This window comes from Pontivivens ytuae, from assembly GCF_015679265.1.
In the GTDB taxonomy this organism is placed as follows: Bacteria; Pseudomonadota; Alphaproteobacteria; order Rhodobacterales; family Rhodobacteraceae; genus Pontivivens; species Pontivivens ytuae.
The window spans coordinates 3,550,859-3,569,046 of record NZ_CP064942.1 but is presented as its reverse complement, the minus strand read 5'-3'; the positions used below and the strand labels follow the sequence as shown (position 1 = coordinate 3,569,046).

Sequence of the window (18,188 nt, the reverse complement as noted above, 5' to 3'; positions counted from 1 at the left end):
GGATATTGGGAGCAAGAAGAAGATCAGGGCGCGTTCAGCCAGGCAAGCCGGTCGGCGGTTTCGGGGCGGAAATAGGCGATGAGGCGGCCTTCGGGCGGGGCATGGGCCGTCGTGGCGAAGGGGGCGGTGCCGTGCAGGGCGAGGCGGTGGACGGTGTAGGCCTCGCCACGTTTCGCGTGGATTTCGCGACGGGGACAGGTCGCGAAGATCTCGCGGCGGGCGGCGTGGTAGGGTTCGGTGAGGTCGGTGTCGCCCCAGTACTCCGGGTCCGACGGCAGGTGGGTGCGGAGCATGCTGCGGATGATCTCGTGGCTCCCCTCCCAGATCACGAAGGGAGCGGCGTCGGCACCGTGGTCGCTCAGCGGAATACCGAGGAGCCAGGCGTGGTGCTCGCGCAGATGGCGGCGGCGGGCGGCCCCCTCGGGGAGCAGGCCGTCGAGATGGGCCGCGGCGCGGTCGCGGCGAAAGCGGTGGGCGGCCTCGGGCTCGTCCGGTTCGCGGCGGGGATAGCCGGGCAGGACGGCGGAGAGCTGGCCGCGGTCGAGCGGATGCGGCGGCAGGTTATCGAGGGCGGCGCAGGCGAGCGGTGGGCCGCCTGCGACGCGGCCTTGCGCATCGTTCGGGAGCAGGTTCACGCCGGGGCGCCAGGTGCCGCCGTGGCGCGCCTCGTCGGCGGCGGACAGCATGATGGCGGTGGGCCGGACCGCCTCGACCCAGTCGAGCAGGCGCTGCTCGAAGGGGAAGAGGCGCCAGCCCGGATCGCTCATCCCGTCAGCCCCTCGCGCAGCATGTTGAGCGCCATGACCAGGATGAAGCCCGCGAAGATCAGGCGCAGCGGGCGGACCGGCAGCGCGTGGGCGAGGCGCACGCCGAGCGGGGCGGTGACCAACGTCATCGCGATCACGATCAGGAAGGCGGGGATGTTGACGAGACCGAGCGTGAAGGGCGGTACCTCGTTCGCCGGGCGCAGCAGGAAGCCTGCGACGGACGGCACCGCGATCAGGATGCCGAAGCCCGCCGCGGTGGCCACGGCCCGGTGGATCGGCGTGCCGTAGAGCGTCATCAGCGGCACCCCGAAGGAGCCGCCGCCGATGCCCATCAGCACCGACAGGAGCCCGATGACCGGTGAGACCACGGCGCGGGCGAGGCCACCTGGCATCTGGTCGCCGAGCCGCCATTCACTCTTCCCGAAGGCGAAGTAGGCGGCGATGACGCAGCCGAGGATGCCGAAGATCATCTGGAGGGTCCGGCTCTCCAGCCCCTCCACGGCGAAGACGCCGATCAGCGCGCCGATCACGATGCCCGGGCCCCAGCGGCGCAGGATGACCCAGTCCACCGCACCCTTCTTCGCATGGCTCGACACCGAGCGGGCGGAGGTCACGATGATCGTGGCAAGCGAGGTGGCGAGACAGACGCGCATGAGCTCCGCGCTTTCGTAGCCCGCGACCGAGAAGACATAGAAGAAGACGGGGACGAGGACGATGCCGCCGCCGACGCCGAGCAGGCCCGCGACCACGCCAGCAAGAGCTCCGGTGGCGAGCAGCAGCAGGACCAGCGGCAGAAGATCGGCGATGGGGGGCATGGGCGGACGCTCCAAAAGGAAGGAGGCCAAGGGCTAAGCCCTCGGCCTCCGTTCCGCAAGCGTCGCGTGGGGCTCAGCGCCAGAAGCGCTCGCCAACCTCCTCGGGCAGGCCCGCATACATATCGGCGACCCACTCGCCGTACCCGTTGTAGAGCTGGGTCGGGATCTTCTCCTCCGTGCCGAGGACGAGCTCCTCGGCCTGGCTCCAGCGCGGATGGGCAACCTCGGGGTTCACGTTGGCCCAGAAGCCGTACTCCTTCTCGGCCAGCTCCTCCCAGAAGCTGAGCGGGCGCTCGGACGTGAACTCGATATGATCGATCGATTTGATCGACTTGAAGCCGTACTTCCACGGGGTGTGGAGGCGGATCGGGGCGCCGAACTGCTTGTGGAGCACCTTGCCGTAGGCGCCGACCACCATGAAGGACAGCTCGTTCTTCGCCTCGTCCATCGTCAGACCCTCGGTATAGGGCCAGGGCCACCAGCTCGCGCGCTGCTCGGTGGCGACGTCGGGGTTCATGAAGGTCTGCATCTTTACGTACTGCGCAGACGACAGCGGGCGGGCCTTCTCGATGAGCGCAGACATGGGGAAGCCGATCCACGGCACCACCATCGACCAGGCCTCGACGCAGCGGAGGCGGACGATGCGCTCTTCCATCGGCATCTCAGTCAGCAGGTCCTCGACGGAGATCTCCATCTCCTCCTCGACCTCGCCGGTGATGCGGATGGTCCAGCCGTCGGTCTCGAGCTTCTGCGCCTCCTCGAAGATGCGCTTGGACGAGCCGAATTCGTAGAAGTTGTTGTAGGTGGAGGTGAGGGCTTCGTCGGTCGGCGGCATGCCGGCATCGGCGAATGCCTCGTGCAGGTCGGGCATCGGGTCGAACGCGCTTTCGGCCTGCGGCATCGCGCGGAGCGCACCCGGTGCGGCCAGAAGTCCCGCGCCCATACCCATGCCCGCGAGGATCTGACGTCGGTTCAGAAAGACGGATTCAGGCGTCACGGCGGATTCGGGCAGGGCCCATCCGGGGCGACGGTGATAGTGCATGATATGCTCCTTTGCCGGACCACGGTCCTTTGGGGTTTGTGGTACATATGTGCTACGTTCCACCCCAATCAAAGTTGCTTGAACGAAGCGTGACGCCTACGGTCCCGCCCCATGGACATGTCAACCATAGCGGCACCGACCCAGTCGGCACTCTCGCGGGTTCGCGCGCGCCTGCGCAGCCTGCGGCGTGCACAGGTGATCCTGATCGCACTGTGCTCCGCCCTGGTTGTGATCACGCTCTGGGCGAGCGCGATGGTCGTGTCCAACCGGTTCATGGACACGCTGGGCACGCGGGCGGCGGTGCGCTCGACGCTCTACACGAACTCCATCGAGTCGGTGCTAAGTACCTATACTGTCGCATCTTCCCTGCTGGCGCAGGACCGTCTGCTGGTGGGCGCGCTGTCCGGTGCGGCGGAAGATCAGATCCGGCTGATCCTCGGCAACGTGCAGTCCACGACCGGGGCACTGTCGATTAGCCTCTACACCGCGGCGGGCGGATTGGTGGCCGATACCCAGCCCGAGGGTGCGGCAATCAACCACGCCCTTGCCCCCTATTTTCAGCTCGCGCTCGAACAGGACATCTCGATTTTCGCGACCGTCGCGATCTCCGAGGTCGAGCAGCGCTTCTTTTTCGCGCGACGAATTCTGCAGAGTGGAACGATTCTAGGTGTGGTGATCATCGAGGTGGACCTCGCCAGCGTTCAGGACGAGTGGGTGGCGACGCCCGATCAGGTCTTCGTCACCAATTCCGAGGATCTGATCCTGCTCTCGTCGCGCCCCGAATGGCGCTACCGCTCGCTGTCGCCCTTCCTCGATCCGCTGTCGGCGCAGGGGGCGGGGCGCTTCGCGCTCCTCCCGATGCTGAACCTGGAACCGGCGCAGGCCGGGCAACGGGTGGCGATCGACGGGGAGGTCTATCTGCGTGTCGACCGGCCGGTGGAGTTCCGCGGCTGGACCGTCACCTACCTCGCCCCCGTGGCCGAGGTGCGCGAGCGGGTGCGCGGCGTGCTCGCCATCGAGGTCATGGCCATCGCGATCCTCGCCTCCCTCGCCTTCTTCCAGATCTCGCGCCGGGCCGCGCGGCAGTCGCTGCGGCTGAAGCGGGAATCCGAGGAGTTGCGTGCGCTCAACGCCCGCCTCTCCAGCGAGATCGAGGAGCGGCTGAAGGTCGAACAATCCTTGCAGGCCGCCGAGGAATCGCTGGAGCAAAGCTCCAAGCTTGCCGCCCTCGGCCAGATGTCGGCGGCGATCAGCCATGAGCTCAACCAGCCGCTGGCCGCAATGAAGACCTATCTGGCGGGCGCGCAGCTGCTGATCCAGCGCAACCGGCCGGGCGAGGCGCTGACCTCGTTCCAGCGGATCGACGATCTGATCACGCGGATGGGGGCGATCACGCGGCAGCTCAAGACCTTTGCGAGAAAGGGCGGGACCGACCTCTTGGACGTGGACCTGCGGGCCTCGCTCAGCTCCGCGCTCGCCATCATGTCCCCGCAGATCGGGCAGTCCAACATTGCCATCGTGCGGCGCGAGCCGGAGCACCCGGTGATGGTCAACGTGGACACGGTGCGGCTGGAGCAGGTGCTCATCAACCTCTTGCGCAACGCCATCGACGCGATGCGTGGCCAGTCCGATCCGCAGGTGACGGTCGAGATCTTCGCCGGACCCCAGATGGCCCGCATCCAGGTGCGCGATACCGGGCCGGGCTTTGAGGGGCCGCCAAGTGCGCTATTTGAACCGTTCTACACGACGAAGGCGCCGGGTGAGGGCGTGGGGCTGGGCCTCGCAATCTCGGCCGGCATCGCGCGGGACATGGGCGGCAGCCTCACAGCGCGCAACGGCCGGGAGCGCGGGGCGGTGTTCGAACTGAGCCTGCCGCGCGTGACGGGAAGACCGGAAAGGGGGTCCGGAGACCATGAGTGAAGCAACGATGCCGGTGGCGATCATCGACGACGAGGAGGACATGCGCGCCTCCATCAGCCAGTGGATGGACCTGTCGGGCTTCCGCCCGCAGACCTATGCCGACGCGGTGGCGGCCCTCGACGACGTGGACGAGGACTTTCCGGGTGTCGTCATCACCGACGTGCGGATGCCGGGGATCGACGGGCTGGAGCTGCTGGCGCGCCTTCAGAAGAAGGACCGCACCCTGCCCGTCATCATGATCACCGGCCATGGCGACGTGGCAATGGCGGTCGAGGCGATGCGCGCGGGCGCCTACGATTTTGTCGAGAAGCCGTTTGATCCCGAGCGGCTGGCGGACCTCGCCCGGCGCGCGGCGGAGGCGCGGCGGCTGACCATCGACAACCGGCTGCTCCGGCGCGAGCTCGCGGACGGCACGGTACTCTTGCGCCGGATCATGGGCGACAGCGCGCCGGTCGCCCGGCTGCGCGACGCGATCCTCGACTATGCCCGCGCCGAGGCGCCGGTGCTGATCCGCGGCGAGCGCGGCTCGGGCCGTTCGCTGGTCGCCCGCGCGCTCCACGCCGCGGGGCCTCAGGCGGGCCAGCCCTTCCTGACGCTCAACTGCGCGGCGGAGCCGCCGGCGCATATCGAGGAGCGGGTGTTTTCCAAGGACCGCTCCGGCAACCCACCGCTCCTGATCGCGGCCGGTGGCGGCATGGTGGTGCTGGAAAACGTCGCCGCCCTGCCCGCGCGGCTGCAGACCCGGCTCGGCCAGACGATCACTGATGGCAAGATGGCCGACGGCACGCCGATCCGCGCGCGCATCTGCACCATCGCGGATGAGACGGTGAACGACGAGGTGGCCGATGGCAGCTTCTCCCCCTCGCTCTTCTACGTGCTGTCCGCGCTGGAGATCGCGGTGCCGCCGCTCCGCGCCTGCGGGCAGGATATCCTCAAACTCTTCGAACACTACGTGGACCGTTTCGCGCAGGATTACGGCACGCCGCGCCCGGACGTGAGTGCGGAGGACGCGGCGGAACTGCTCGCACAGCCCTGGCCCGGCAACCACCGCCAGCTCATCAACATGGCCGAGCGCTACGTGCTGCGGAACCGCCAGTCGCCGCATTCCCTGCGGGCGCTGCTGGGCGAGGAGGCCGCGGATGCGCCGGAGGAGGAAAACCCGGTCGAGATCGAGAAGCGGCCGCTGAAGGACCATGTCGAGGCCTTCGAGCGCCTGCAGATCGAGGCGGCCCTGCGCCGCCACCGCGGCGCGATCTCCGCCGTGATGGAGGAGCTTGCCCTGCCCCGCCGGACGCTCAACGAGAAGATGGCGAAATACGGGATCAGCCGCGCGGATTTCGTCTGAAGCCGGGGGCGCTGCCCCCGCACCCCCCGGGATACTTCCGGACAGATGAAGGATCAGCGGCGGGCGAGGTCCGCCGCGAGATCGCCGTAGCCGGTGGAACGGCGTTCATAGGCGAGGCCGAGAGTTGCGGCGGCGGCACGCGCGGCGTCGTCGAGGGCCGGATCCTCGGTCTGGGCGAGGTAGACAAGGCTGTCATAGTTGCCGAAGTAAGTCTCGGCGAGCTCCGGGTGGCGGTCGAGGCCCAGCGGTTTCGTCACGAACGCATCGAACTGGCGGGCGAGGAAGTCGGTGAGGTAGAAGGCCCGCATCTCGCCCCGCGCCGCGAACCGCTCGACCCCGTCGAAGAAGGCATAGCAGTGGGGGCCCGCAATGCGTTCGACGCCCGCGGCCGCGCAGACCCGGTCGAGCGCGCCGCCCGTCCCGCAATCGGCATAGAGCACGAAGATGTCAGCAAAGCCCTCGGCGCGGCCGCGCGCGATCTCGGCCTCCACCGCCGGGGCGATGCGCTCGGGGTGGTTGTGCAGGATCGCCGGCAGGCAGCGCAGGGTGAAGTGCTCTGCCCCGTTCGCGTGGTTGATCGCGATGATCTCGCGGGCGAGCGCGCCGCAGGCGATGAGGAGCACCCGGCCCGCGCCGAACTCGGCCCCTTGCGTGACCAGCGGCTCGACGGCGGGAGGTGGAGCAGCCGGGCGGCGCGCGCTGCGGCCGCCGCGTCTCACCGGAAGGTCACCGCGGTGCCGTAGAAGGCGACCTCGCTCGCCTTCTCGGTGATGGTGGAGGTCTGCATCCGGGTGCAGACCACGGCGTCGGCGCCCAGCGCCTGCGCCTCGGCAATCATCCGGTCGAGCGCCTGCTCCCGTGAGCCGGCGAGGAGCGCGCCGTATTCCTTGACCTCGCCGCCGACGAGATTGCGCAAGCTCGCCACGATGTCGGAGCCGATATGCTTTGCCCGCACCGTGGAGCCGCGGACGAGGCCCAGCGCCTCACCGATCTCGCGGCCCGGCACGGTCTCGGTCGTCACGACAAGCATGTCATTTCTCGATGCGGTCATAGTAGTCGTCCTCGGCATTTCCGGCGCGATCCGTGATCACGCGGATCACGACATAGGCGACGATGCCCGCAGGCACGGCCACGATCAAGGCAAGGCCGGGGGTGAAGACCGCCCCGGCGAGGAAGACCAGTACCGCGATCGCCACGGCGGCGAGCGACAGCGTGCTGACGATGATCAGGACAAACTGGTCGAGCTTCATGCCGCACCCTCCGCCGGATGGGCCGTGCCCCACTCGGCCATCGCATCCAGAAGCGGGATCAGCGTGCGGCCCAGATCCGTGAGGCGGTAGTCCACATGGGGTGGCATTGGCGCATGGATCGTACGTATGACGATGCCATCGGCCTCCAGCTCGCGCAGGGACTGGGTCAGCATTCGCTGGGTGATGTCGGGCAGGAGACGGCGGAGGGCTCCGAAGCGACGCGGCTCCTCCTGCAGGTGGTAGAGGATCATCCCCTTCCAGCGCCCGTTGATGATCGAGAGCGTGCGCGACACGGGGCAGTTGTCGGGGGTCTTGCAGGTATCGTCGAGCATACCGGTTCCGAAAAAGTGCCTGATTTCCGGATCCAGTGTCGCGTGCAATCCCTGTGGCAGCAACATGGGAGATGCATCATGACCGGAACAATCCTGATCCCCTCGATCACCGGCGCGCAGCAGGCGGCGATTGCGGAGGGCTTTCGCACGGCGGGTTGGCGCGTGCGGGGGACGTCGCGGCGCACCGGGGCCGATCACGTGGCCGATCTGGAGAGCGGCGCGGGGCTGGCCGAGGCGATGGCAGGCTGCGAGGCGGTCGCGATGACGCTGGTGCAGGACCACCGCGACGGGGCGATGCCTCGGATCGTGGAGCGGGTCGCCGGGGCCGCGCGGGAGGCGGGTGTGCGGCGGTTGGTGCTCAACACCGCGGGCAGCATCGACGAGGGGTCGGACGACGCGCTCTTCCGCGACATGCGTGCGGCGCGCGATGCGGCGCTCGGCGCGGGGATTGAGGCGGTGGTGGTCGTGCCGACGGTGTTTCTGGAGAACCTCGCGCAGGACTGGTCGCGGCAGGCGATCGCGGCCGGAACGCTGGTCTATCCAGCCCCGGCGGAGGCGCCGGTGTCCTGGATCTCCCACTGCGATCTGGCGGCGTTCACGGTCTGGGCGATGGAGCATGCCAAGGCCGGGGCGCAGGTCCGGGTCGGCGGGCCGGAGCCGCTGACCGGGGTGCAGCTCGCGGATCGGATCGGCGGGGCGCTGGGGCGGGACTTGCAGTACGTGCAGCTCCCGCTCGACGATTTTGCGGCGGCGATGAGTGCGGCGCTGGGGGCGGAGGCCGGGCCGCGCTTGCGGCAGCACTACGCGGCGGCCGATCGGGATCCGGAGTTCCTGCGGGTGGATCCCGCGCGGCTGCCGCTGGCGGCGGATACGTTGGAAAGCGCCGAGGCGTTCGCGCGGCGGGTGCTTGCGGAGTAACGGCCGGTCGTGGCGTTAGCGCAGAGCAGCTTCACCGTCCTGCGCCCGGAGGTCGTCGTCAGAGCGGGCCTGGTCCGTTCGGCGACATCGGGCGCAGGCCGCCGGGCGGCAGGCCGAAGCGGCTGCGCACGAAGTCGAGCCACAGGCCGTAGGGCCGGCCGAGGCAGAGCATGAGGAGCGCCGCCCCCGCGATGCCGCGCCACAGCTCCGCACCCTCGGCCCCGCCGAACCAGATGATCGCGGCGTAAATCGGGACCTGGAAGACCAGGAGCACGATGCTGTCCCAAATCACGAGGCGGGTTCCCGTGGGCCAGCCGAGCCGCCCTATCGCCCAGTCGCGCCACAGGCCGTAGGGGCGCGCCGTCAGCACCATGAGCGGCGCGCCGATGCCGCGCGAGACCGCGATCTCGTCCCAGGACATGCCCGCGACGAAACGTTCGTTGAGGATGCCGGTCAGCGTGAAGAAGGTGACGAGCGCGAGCGTGTCGGCCAGAAACGCCCGCACCGGGTCAGGCGGAGACGAGCTGGTTGTGCTTGCGCGCCATGAACTCCTTGGCCGTCTCGACCGCCACAGCGGCGTCGCGGCAATAGGCGTCCGCACCGATGGCCTTGCCGAACTCCTCGTTCAGCGGCGCGCCACCGACCAGCACCACGTAGTCGTCGCGGATGCCCTGCTCCACCATCGTGTCGATCACGACCTTCATGTAGGGCATCGTGGTGGTGAGCAGTGCCGACATGCCGAGGATGTCGGGCTTCTCGCTCTCCATCGCCTCCAGGTAGCTTTCGACCGCGTTGTTGATGCCGAGATCGACGACCTCGAAGCCCGCGCCCTCCATCATCATCGAGACGAGGTTCTTGCCGATGTCGTGGATGTCGCCCTTCACGGTGCCGATCACCATCTTGCCGAGGCGCGGCGCGCCGGTCTCGGCGAGGAGCGGCTTCAGGATGCCCATGCCCGCCTTCATCGCATTAGCGGCCAGCAGCACCTCGGGCACGAAGAGGATGCCGTCGCGGAAGTCGATGCCGACGATGCGCATCCCCTCGACGAGGGCCTTCGTCAGGATGTCGTAGGGCTGCCAGCCCCGCTCCAGCAGGATCTCGACCGCCTCGACGATCTCGTCCTTGAGCCCGTCATAGAGGTCGTCATGCATCTGCAGCACGAGCTCTTCGTCATCGAGCTCGGAGAGGATGATGTCCTGTTCTTCTTCGGCCATGGCTCGTATCCCACAAGACGTGTGTTCGTCGTTCCGGTCAGCTTTGGCGATGCCGGGTCGTCCGCGCAGGGCGAAAGGCGACACGCACATGCCTTGCTGCGACCAAATCGCTTGGCGTGCGGCTTTAACCTATCGCAACCGGGCCGACCAGCGTGAATCCAAAGGTGCGACATGCTGCATCGCAATAGGGATAGAGGCGTGGCGGCCACGTCCCGTTTTGGTCGCTGCGGTGGGCCTAGATCTGAGGATCCGCGCCCACCGCGTTGATTTCACGCGAGGCTTTCCGTCAGGCCCGGCGACGGCGGCGTTCGCGGCGGGGCGCTGCTTCGGCGGCCGCACCGGTGCCGTCGCTCTCGGACGAGAAGCCGCCGAGGGCCTGTGCGATGCGGTCGAGGGTCGGGCGCGGGCCCGGCGGGGTCTCTTCCAGCGCCTTGCGCATGGCCGAAAGGTGCTCCGGCATGGTGCCGCAGCAGCCGCCGATGATCTTCGCCCCGCTGTCGCGGGCGAGCACGGCGTAATCGGCCATCAGGTCCGGCGTGCCGTCATAGTGGATGTGGCCGTCGACATATTTCGGAATGCCAGCATTGCCCTTCGCGATCAGGGCGGAGCCGTTGGCCGCGTCCGAAAGCCCCAGCATGGTGCGCAGCAGGTCCGAGGCCCCCACCCCGCAATTGGCGCCATAGGCGACGGGGGCATGCGGCAGGCTCTCCATGAACCCGGCGAGGCCGGTGGAGGTGACGCCCATCATGGTGCGGCCCGCCGTGTCGAAGCTCATCGTCCCGGCCCAGGGCGCGTCGAGATTGGCGCAGGCCTCGGCGGCGGCGCGCATCTCCTCTTCCGAAGAAATCGTCTCGATCCAGAGGACGTCGGCACCGCCTTCGATGAGGCCAGAGGCCGCTTCCTCGAAGATCTCCACCGCCTCGGCGTGGCTGAGGGAGCCCACCGGCTCCAGGATATCGCCGGTCGGGCCCATGGAGCCTGCGACGACGATCTTGCGGCCGGAGGCGTCGGCGGCCTCCCGCGCGATCTCGGCCGCGATCCGGTTGAGCTCCCGCACCCGGTGCTGCGCGTCGTGCAGCTTCAGCCGGGAGGCGTTGCCGCCGAAAGAGTTGGTGAGGAACAGGTCCGAGCCCGCGTTTACCGCCCCATCGTAGAGCGCGCGGATCTTCGCGGGCTCGTCGGTGTTCCAGAGCTCCGGCGCATCCCCCGACGCCAGACCCATGTTGAAGAGATTCGTTCCCGTGGCGCCATCCGCCAGCAGCCAGTCGCGCTCCGCCAGGAGCTCGCTCAATGCAGTCATAACCACCCCCTATGCGGCGCGCGCGGACGCCGCGATCTGACGTACACGTTCGATCATAGCACGCAGTCCGTTGGACCGCTGTGCCGACAAATGCTTGTCGAGGCCGAGGCGCGCGAACTGTGACGCTGCGTCCACGGACAGGACCTCGTCCGGCGTCCGGCCCGAATAGAGCGTGCGCAGGATGGCGATCAGCCCCCGCACGATCATCGCGTCGCTGTCGCCGTCGAAGGCGAGGCGATCGTTCTCGAACCGCGGGACGAGCCAGACCTGGCTCGCGCAGCCGTCCACCTTGGTCGCGGGCGTGCGCAGCCCCTCGTGCAGCGGGTCCATCGCCTTGCCCATCTCGATGACATGGGCGTAGCGGTCCTCCCAATCGTCGAGGAACTCGAAGGTATCCACGATCTCGTCGAATTCCGCCTGGGCCATCGGCTCACCTTTCCTTGAGGTTGCCTGATCTAAGCGCGGGTCGGCGGAGCGTCTACCCCCCTTCCGCAGATGCGGCATGCTGGCCTAGGGTGCGCGCACCGAACGACAATGCAGGAGAACTGCCGATGATCCGCCCCCCTCTCGCGATGCTTGCCCTCACCCTGCCCCTGATCCTGACCGCCTGTGGCGACCGGGATCCGGAGGTGCAGGCGCCCGAACCGGAGCCCGACCTGCGCGTCGCCGTGGTGGAGGCGGTGGAGCTCGGCCGCACGACCGGGGGCTGGATCGTAAGCGTGACGGCGCAGGATCCGCGCGGCGTGGTGCAGGATCTGGAGCTGGAGCCCGCGGGGCGGAGCGGCGGCCTCGTGGTCTACGATCTGCAGGCCGAGACGTCGGAGACGATGCAGGCCCGCGTCGGCCAGCGCGGCCGCGTGGCGATCTTCGTGCCGAACGAGGATCTGGCCGGCGCGACCGGTGTCCGCGTCGAGGGCTCGCAGGCCGGGGCGACGGCGCTGCTGCCCGGCATTCCGGAGGGTTAAGGAGGGTGTCATGGCCAAGGGAAGTTGCCTCTGCGGTGCGGTGAGCTTCGAGGTGGCGGGCGCGTTGCCCACCGCCGACGGGTGCCACTGCACGATCTGTCGCAAGTTCTCCGGCCATTACTTCGTCTCCGCGGACGTGCCGAAATCGGCGCTGACCGTTACGGGCGAGGAGAACGTCACGTGGTATGCCTCGTCGGAGAAGGTGCGCCGCGGCTTCTGCCGGATTTGCGGCGCGTCGCTCTTCTTCGACCCGCCTGCACGCGACTGGATTGCGGTGGCGCTCGGCGCCATTGACGGGCCGACCGGCACGCGGATGAGCGAGCACATCTTCATGGGCAACAAGGGCGACTACTACGAGATCGCCGACGGCCTGCCGCAGCACGACACCATCCCGAAGCACGGGGCGTGAGGCTTCCCGACAGCCTGCGCGCCGTGGCGGGCCTGCCCGGTGGGGCGGCCTGGCTCGAGGCGCTGCCGGGTCTGGTCGACGAGATGCTGGCGCGGTGAGACCTGACGCCGATGGGCGAGGCCCTGTCCGGCAGCGAGTCGCTGGTGCTGCCGGTGGCGCGGGGTAGCGCTCCGCTGGTTCTGAAGCTTCAAGATCGAGGCCCCGAGGCGGCGCACGAGGCCGACGCGCTGCGGCGATGGGACGGCTCCGGGGCGGTTCAGCTCGAGGCGTATGACGCCGAGCGCCGGGCGCTGCTGATCGAGCGGTGCCACCCCGGCACGCCGCTCGCCGATGCCGAGCGCACCGATCCGATGGACGTGATCCTGGAGCTGCTGCCCCGCCTCACGGTGGACGCGGGGCCGGGCTTCACACCGCTTCAGGCCGAGGCGCGGCGGTGGTCCGCGACGCTGCCGGAGACCTGGGCGACGGCCGGGAAACCTTGCGAGCGCGCGCTCGTCGATGCTGCCGTGGACCTGCTGCCCGAGCTCTCGGCGGAGGATGGGAGCACGCTCGTCAATCAGGACCTGCACGGGCACAACATCCTGGCGGCCGAACGGGAGCCGTGGCTCGCGATCGACCCCAAGCCGCTGCGCGGCGCGCCGGACTTCGCGCCTGTCCCGGTCATCCGCAGCTTCGAGTTCGGGCATTCGGAGAAGGCCGTGCGGTACCGCCTCGACCGGCTCTCGGCCGAGCTGGGGCTCGACCGGGCGCGGGTTCGAGGTTGGACCATCGGGCACACCACGGCATGGGGGTTCGGTGGCGCCCATGACGCCACCCACCACCAGACCGTGCGCTGGCTGATCGGGATATGAGGGCGGTCAGCCGTCGAGTTCGACCACCTTCACCGACTTGCCCCCCGCACCGAGCGCGATGCGGCCGTCGATCAGCGCCTCGGCCTGCTGGCCGAAGAGCTCGTGCCGCCAGCCGTTCCTCAGACGCTCGCCCTCGGGCCGGCCGAGCACGAAGGCTTCGAGCTCCGACGTGGTCGCAATGAGCTTCTGCGCGACGCCGGATTTCTCGGACCGGGCGCGCAGTAGCACCTTCAGAAGGTCCATCAGCGCCGGGCTCGCCTGCCCGCCCTGCTCGCGCGGCGGGGCCTTGGGCCAGGTCTCTTCCGGTGCGGTCACGGCGGATTTTACCGCCTCGACAATGGCTTCGGCAGTACGACCCTTGCGCGCCTCGCGCAGCAGGAGGCGCGACTTGCCCAGATCCTCGACCGTCAGCGGACCGTTGGAGGCGACCTCCAGCAGCGCGTCGTCCTTCAGCAGGCGGTTGCGCGGCACGTCACGGCTCTGCGCCTCCCGCTCCCGCCAGGCGGCGAGGGCCTTGGCGATGGCGAGAAAGCGTGGCGAGGACGAGCGGGTCTTGAGCCGCCGCCACGCCTCCTCCGGCTCGGTCCGGTAGGTGTCCGGGCTCAAGAGAACGCCCAGCTCCTCCTGCACCCAGCGGGCACGGCCGGTCTCCTCCAGCTTGCGCGAGAGGTTCTGATAGATCTGCCGCAGCCAGGTCACGTCGGCGAGGGCATAGGCCTTCTGCTTCTTGGACAGCGGACGCTGCGACCAGTCGGTGAAGCGGGAGGACTTGTCGAGCCCCGCCTTGCAGATCGAACGCACCAGCGTCTCGTAGCCCACCTGCTCGCCATAACCGCAGACCATGGCGGCGACCTGCGTGTCGAAGAGCGGATCGGGCAGCACCTCGGCCTTCTGCCAGAAGATCTCCAGATCCTGCCGGGCGGCGTGGAAGACCTTCACCACCGACGTATCACGCATCAGGTCGTAGAGCGGAGCGAGGTCGATCTCGCCGGTCAGCACGTCGATGAGCGCGGCGCTCTCGTCGCCGTCGCCAGGATAGGCCATCTGGATGAGGCAGAGCTGGGCGTAGTAGGTCCGCTCGCGCAGGAACTCCGTATCGAGGGTGACGAAGGGATGGGCGCGCGCCTCCTCGCAGAAAGCCGCCAGGTCCGCCGTCGTCGTGATTTCACGCATGGATTACCTTAATTTGTTTTAAGCGAAGCTAGTCTGGAACTCCGGGAAAGACAAAGCCTTGTCCCTAAAATGCGTGGCATCGTCTCAACAGTGACCCGCAGAATTAGCCTGTCGTTCAGGAAACGGGATTGGCCGGAGCGCTCGCGAAAGCGCCGGGTCATTTTTGATGCTGTCGAGAAGACATCCGGCGCGCGGAATACAGGAGCACTGCTGCCCTGTCACGGGGCATTCGAGAGAGAGTCTGCGTGGTGTGTTCTCGGCATCCAGGCCGTGACGCCCACCCCGCGGCGCTCCCGGCCGCTTCAGGAAAACGTCGCCCCACCGTCACCGCGCCGTCACGGCGGGCCTGCACCTTCCGCGCGAACGGACGGGAGGGACTGGGATGGATCCGATCGTGATCGGCGCGGCTCTGCGCGCGGCGGATATCGAGACCTATCGGGAGTGGCTGCTGGAAAAGCCGCGCGATCTGGAGGTTCAGGACTTTATCGACGCGGACCTTCTGAGCGGCGACTGGTCGGCGCGCGTGGACGAGGTGAAGCGGCTGATCGACGGTCATACCGGGCGGCTCGGCATCCACGGGCCGTTCTGGGGCTTCACGATCCACTCCAAGGACCCGGACGTGCGCGCGGTGGTGGCGAAGCGGATGGAGCAGGGGCTGGACGTCTGCGATGCCCTCGGGGCGACGCAGATGGTGATCCACTCGCCCTACACGACCTGGGATTACAACAACATGGACAACAATCCGGGCGCGCGCGACATGGTGGTGGAGAATGTCCACGCCACGCTGGGCGCGGCGGTGAAGCGGGCCGAGGATATGGGCGTCACGCTCGTCGTCGAGAATATCGAGGATGTGGACCCGGCCGACCGGCGTCATCTGGTGGAGAGCTTCGACAGCCCCGCCATTGCGATCTCCATCGACACGGGCCATGCGCATTACGCCCACCATTCGACGGGCGCGCCGCCGGTGGACTATTTCGTCCGCGACGCGGGTGCGCTGCTCCGCCATGTCCACCTGCAGGATGCCGACGGTTACGCGGACCGCCACTGGGCGATCGGCGAGGGGACGATCCTGTGGACCTCGGTCTTCCGGGCGCTGGCGGAGCTGGAGCAGACGCCGCACCTGGTGCTGGAGCTGCGCGACAAGGGCGGCATTCCGGCCTCGATGGCGTATCTGAAGGGCCTCGGCTTGGCCGAATAGGTCGGCTGGGCGTCCGACGCCCGGCATCCTCGGCGTGTCGAGAAAGAACACGGCACCTGCGCTCGGGCCATAGCTAGTCCGGCAGTGATGGCGTGACCGGCGTTGCGTATCCGGCATAACCCGATGTGCTGGATCGGACGGCATGTCCGCTCACTGGATTCCCGAATTGATAAGGTCCTGCGACACCCGTAGCCGTCCGCGCCAGAGGTGCGAGCGGTCGCGGCTCAGGTTTCTCCGTCCAGCCAATGGCTTGGCCGAAAGACGCGGCTGTCGTCCACCTGACCTTACGTCACCCAGACGATTCAAATTTGAGACGAAAACTTCTCTGAACGGAGCACTGGCCTTCAACTTGGGTCCGCAGGGTCGGCCCGGGATGAAATCTTCACGATTCAGGGAGCCTTCGATGTCAAAGTGCAGCACGGGCCTTGCCGCCGTAACCATCGTCCTGTCCGCGGGCGCGGCGCAGGCGGAACCGATCCGCTTCGAATACTGGTACGGCCTCAGCGGCCAGCTCGGCGACGTGGTCCAGCAGACCTGCGACCGCTTCAACCAGAGCCAGGACGACTACGAGATCGTCTGCGTCGGTCAGGACGGCTATGCCAACGCCGTGCAGAACTCAATCGCGGCGTTCCGCGCCGATCAGCACCCGACCATCGTGCAGGCCTACGACGCGGGCACCGCGGACCTGATGATGTCCGGCGAGTTCTACCCGGTCAGCCAGATGATGGAGGATTTCGGGATCGAGATCGACTGGGATGACTATTTCCCGGGCATCGCTAACTATTACGCCTCCTCGACCGGTGAGCTGTTCTCCATGCCGTTCAACAGCTCCACCCCGATGATGTACTACAACATCGAGGATCTGGAGGCCGCCGGCATCACCCCGCCCGAGACCTGGGAGGCGTTCGAGGAGGCGCTCGTCACGCTGAAGGCCAACGGCGAGGAGTGTGCTTTTGCCTACACCCCCTCGACCTGGATCGACCTCGAGCAGTTCTCGATGGCGCACGGTGTGCCCATCGCCACGAACAACAACGGCTATGACGGCCTCGACAGCGAGTACGTCTACAACACCACGATCCATGTCCAGCACATGGAGAACATCAAGCGCTGGCACGACGAGGATCTCTTGGAGATCCGCACCACGCAGGGTGGCCTCAACGCCCGCGACAGCTTCGCACAGGGCGAGTGCAGCTTCTATTTCGGCTCGATCGCGAGCCACTCCACCGTGCACAACCTCGTCGAGGATACCTTCGAGTGGGACGTCGCGATGATCCCGGTCTACGAAGGGACCGAGCGCAAGAACACGGTCGTTGGCGGCGCGTCCCTCTGGGTGCTGTCTGGCAAGTCCGATGACGAGTATCGCGGCGCTGCGGCCTACCTCCAGTTCCTCGCAACGCCCGAGAGCGAGCGGTTCTGGGTGACCAATACCGGCTACATCCCGGTGACGCGGAGCGGCTTCGAGGCGCTGAACGCCGAGGGCTTCTACGAGAACGAGCCCTATCGCGGCCGCGAGCTCGCGCTCGCCTCGCTGACCTACACGGACCCGACGCCGATCACCCGCGGCATCCGCCTCGGCAGCTTCATCCAGGCGCGCAGCGAGTGGGTGAACGAGGTCGAGGCCGCCCTGCAGGGGCAGAAGACCATGCAGGAGGCGCTCGACACCGCCGTCGAGCGGTCCAACGCGCTGCTCGACCGCTTCGCGCGCACCTATCGCGGCCAGGAACTGCCCTGATCGCCCCGACCTGAGACCTGCCCGCCCCGGATCGTGCCGGGGTGGGCACCGGCTTGAGCGAGATCGGGGGCGGGATGCGACGCGCTTACTTCAAGAACAACTGGGTCGCGGCACTGGTGGTCGCACCGCAGTTGCTGATCATCTTCATCTTCTTCTACTGGCCGACCAGCCAGGCGCTCTACTGGGCGTTCACGCTGGAGCAGCCCTGGGGCGGCGGCAACGAGTGGGTGGGGTTCGAGAACTTCCGCTACCTGCTCACCGACGATCTCTACTGGCAGTCGGTGCGCGTCTCGGTGATCTATGCGGTGGCGACCACGGTGCTGGCGATGTCCATGGCGCTGATCCTCGCGCTCTTCGCCGACCGGCAGCTGCGCGGCTACCACGGCTTTCGCATCGGCCTGATCTGGCCCTATGCGATCGCGGCCCCGGCGATCGGGCTCGCCTTCCGCTTCATCTTCAATCCGTCTGCCGGGGTGGCGAGCTATCTCAACTACGCCTTTCCTGAGATCTGGAACCCGGTGATGAACGGCGATCACGCGCTGATCATGGTGATCATCGCGGGCGCGTGGAAGCAGGTCTCCTACAGCTTCATCTTCTTCCTTGCGGGGCTGCAATCGATCCCGCGCTCGCTCTTGGAGGCCGGGGCGATGGACGGGGCGCGGGTGATGCGGCGGATGCGCGACATCCAGTTGCCGCTGCTCACCCCGACCTTCTTCTTCCTGATCATCATCAACCTCACCGACAGCTTCACCGACAGCTTCGGGATCGTGGACACCATGACCTCCGGCGGGCCTGCGCGGGCGACGGAACTGATGGTCTACAAGATCTACGAGGATGGCTTCCGCGGGCTCGACTATTCGGGGGCCGCCGCGCAGTCGATCATCCTGATGTTCCTCGTCATCGCACTCACCTTCGTCCAGTTCCGCTATGTGGAACGGCGCGTTCACTACACCTGAA

General features: G+C 67.8%; 21 protein-coding genes. 9 read left to right on the top strand and 12 right to left on the bottom strand.

The genetic code is table 11. The annotated features are described in order from the left end of the window. Positions 1 to 23 precede the first annotated feature (23 nt). From I0K15_RS17760 to msrP, 3 genes are all read right to left on the bottom strand, one after another. Entirely contained in the window at positions 24 to 767 is a 744-nt protein-coding gene (locus I0K15_RS17760; protein ID WP_196102812.1) for a hypothetical protein, read from the bottom strand. After that, the gene (locus I0K15_RS17755; RefSeq protein WP_196102811.1) at positions 764 to 1,582 is read right to left on the bottom strand and encodes a sulfite exporter TauE/SafE family protein; all 819 of its coding nucleotides are present in this window, start codon (positions 1,580 to 1,582) and stop codon (positions 764 to 766) included. Before I0K15_RS17755 ends, I0K15_RS17760 begins: the two co-directional genes overlap by 4 nt. Before the next feature lie 73 nt (positions 1,583 to 1,655). Further along, a complete protein-coding gene (gene msrP, locus I0K15_RS17750; RefSeq protein ID WP_196102810.1) occupies positions 1,656 to 2,624 on the bottom strand; it encodes a protein-methionine-sulfoxide reductase catalytic subunit MsrP in 969 nt (322 codons plus the stop codon). Positions 2,625 to 2,741: 117 nt separating this feature from the next. Between msrP and I0K15_RS17745 the strand changes: the two genes are divergently transcribed. Both I0K15_RS17745 and I0K15_RS17740 read left to right on the top strand, forming a co-directional pair. Further along, positions 2,742 to 4,544 carry a sensor histidine kinase gene (locus I0K15_RS17745; protein ID WP_196102809.1) on the top strand — a complete coding sequence of 601 codons (1,803 nt, stop codon included), beginning with the start codon at positions 2,742 to 2,744 and terminating at the stop codon, positions 4,542 to 4,544. Then, positions 4,537 to 5,889 (top strand): sigma-54-dependent transcriptional regulator, encoded by a 1,353-nt coding sequence (locus I0K15_RS17740; protein WP_196102808.1) that lies wholly within the window; start codon positions 4,537 to 4,539, stop codon positions 5,887 to 5,889. The genes I0K15_RS17745 and I0K15_RS17740 overlap by 8 nt, the downstream gene beginning before the upstream one ends. A 53-nt stretch (positions 5,890 to 5,942) precedes the next feature. On the opposite strand, the gene I0K15_RS17735 is transcribed toward I0K15_RS17740, so the two are convergent. From I0K15_RS17735 to I0K15_RS17720, 4 genes are read right to left on the bottom strand one after another with little or no spacing between them, the layout of a single operon-like run. Next, entirely contained in the window at positions 5,943 to 6,608 is a 666-nt protein-coding gene (locus I0K15_RS17735) for a DUF1638 domain-containing protein (protein ID WP_422393990.1), read from the bottom strand. Continuing rightward, positions 6,605 to 6,919: a YbjQ family protein gene (locus tag I0K15_RS17730; RefSeq protein WP_196102807.1), complete on the bottom strand. Its 315-nt coding sequence runs from the start codon at positions 6,917 to 6,919 to the stop codon at positions 6,605 to 6,607. Before I0K15_RS17730 ends, I0K15_RS17735 begins: the two co-directional genes overlap by 4 nt. Before the next feature lies 1 nt (position 6,920). After that, on the bottom strand, positions 6,921 to 7,139 hold the full coding sequence (locus I0K15_RS17725; RefSeq protein WP_196102806.1) for a hypothetical protein: 219 nt from the start codon (positions 7,137 to 7,139) through the stop codon (positions 6,921 to 6,923). Beyond that, complete coding sequence (locus I0K15_RS17720; RefSeq protein WP_196102805.1) at positions 7,136 to 7,471, bottom strand: winged helix-turn-helix transcriptional regulator; 336 nt, start codon at positions 7,469 to 7,471, stop codon at positions 7,136 to 7,138. The genes I0K15_RS17725 and I0K15_RS17720 overlap by 4 nt, the downstream gene beginning before the upstream one ends. A gap of 78 nt (positions 7,472 to 7,549) precedes the next feature. Here I0K15_RS17720 and I0K15_RS17715 point away from each other — a divergent pair, with 78 nt between their 5' ends. Next, positions 7,550 to 8,389 (top strand): SDR family oxidoreductase, encoded by an 840-nt coding sequence (locus tag I0K15_RS17715; protein WP_196102804.1) that lies wholly within the window; start codon positions 7,550 to 7,552, stop codon positions 8,387 to 8,389. A 58-nt stretch (positions 8,390 to 8,447) separates the two neighbouring features. On the opposite strand, the gene alaE is transcribed toward I0K15_RS17715, so the two are convergent. The 4 genes from alaE to I0K15_RS17695 form a co-directional block, all read right to left on the bottom strand. After that, entirely contained in the window at positions 8,448 to 8,894 is a 447-nt protein-coding gene (gene alaE / locus I0K15_RS17710) for an L-alanine exporter AlaE (RefSeq protein WP_196102803.1), read from the bottom strand. Between the two features lie 4 nt (positions 8,895 to 8,898). Further along, entirely contained in the window at positions 8,899 to 9,603 is a 705-nt protein-coding gene (locus tag I0K15_RS17705) for a corrinoid protein (protein ID WP_196102802.1), read from the bottom strand. Between the two features lie 286 nt (positions 9,604 to 9,889). Continuing rightward, complete coding sequence (bmt, locus tag I0K15_RS17700; RefSeq protein WP_196102801.1) at positions 9,890 to 10,903, bottom strand: betaine--homocysteine S-methyltransferase; 1,014 nt, start codon at positions 10,901 to 10,903, stop codon at positions 9,890 to 9,892. A 9-nt stretch (positions 10,904 to 10,912) separates the two neighbouring features. After that, positions 10,913 to 11,329: a SufE family protein gene (locus I0K15_RS17695; RefSeq protein WP_196102800.1), complete on the bottom strand. Its 417-nt coding sequence runs from the start codon at positions 11,327 to 11,329 to the stop codon at positions 10,913 to 10,915. A gap of 125 nt (positions 11,330 to 11,454) precedes the next feature. Between I0K15_RS17695 and I0K15_RS17690 the strand changes: the two genes are divergently transcribed. From I0K15_RS17690 to I0K15_RS17680, 3 genes are all read left to right on the top strand, one after another. Further along, the gene (locus I0K15_RS17690; RefSeq protein WP_196102799.1) at positions 11,455 to 11,868 is read left to right on the top strand and encodes a hypothetical protein; all 414 of its coding nucleotides are present in this window, start codon (positions 11,455 to 11,457) and stop codon (positions 11,866 to 11,868) included. A 10-nt stretch (positions 11,869 to 11,878) separates the two neighbouring features. Further along, complete coding sequence (locus tag I0K15_RS17685; protein ID WP_196102798.1) at positions 11,879 to 12,277, top strand: GFA family protein; 399 nt, start codon at positions 11,879 to 11,881, stop codon at positions 12,275 to 12,277. 110 nt (positions 12,278 to 12,387) lie between these two features. Next, positions 12,388 to 13,128, top strand: a complete 741-nt coding sequence (locus I0K15_RS17680; RefSeq protein ID WP_196102797.1) for an aminoglycoside phosphotransferase family protein — start codon at positions 12,388 to 12,390, stop codon at positions 13,126 to 13,128. Between the two features lie 6 nt (positions 13,129 to 13,134). Here I0K15_RS17680 and rnd read toward each other — a convergent pair whose 3' ends face one another. Beyond that, positions 13,135 to 14,301, bottom strand: a complete 1,167-nt coding sequence (rnd, locus tag I0K15_RS17675; RefSeq protein ID WP_196102796.1) for a ribonuclease D — start codon at positions 14,299 to 14,301, stop codon at positions 13,135 to 13,137. 382 nt (positions 14,302 to 14,683) lie between these two features. Here rnd and I0K15_RS17670 point away from each other — a divergent pair, with 382 nt between their 5' ends. The 3 genes from I0K15_RS17670 (at position 14,684) to I0K15_RS17660 (ending at position 18,187) form a co-directional block, all read left to right on the top strand. Further along, a complete protein-coding gene (locus tag I0K15_RS17670; protein WP_196102795.1) occupies positions 14,684 to 15,499 on the top strand; it encodes a sugar phosphate isomerase/epimerase family protein in 816 nt (271 codons plus the stop codon). Between the two features lie 403 nt (positions 15,500 to 15,902). Next, a complete protein-coding gene (locus I0K15_RS17665; RefSeq protein WP_196102794.1) occupies positions 15,903 to 17,231 on the top strand; it encodes an extracellular solute-binding protein in 1,329 nt (442 codons plus the stop codon). A 74-nt stretch (positions 17,232 to 17,305) separates the two neighbouring features. Continuing rightward, complete coding sequence (locus I0K15_RS17660; protein ID WP_196102793.1) at positions 17,306 to 18,187, top strand: carbohydrate ABC transporter permease; 882 nt, start codon at positions 17,306 to 17,308, stop codon at positions 18,185 to 18,187. Position 18,188: the final 1 nt, after the last annotated feature.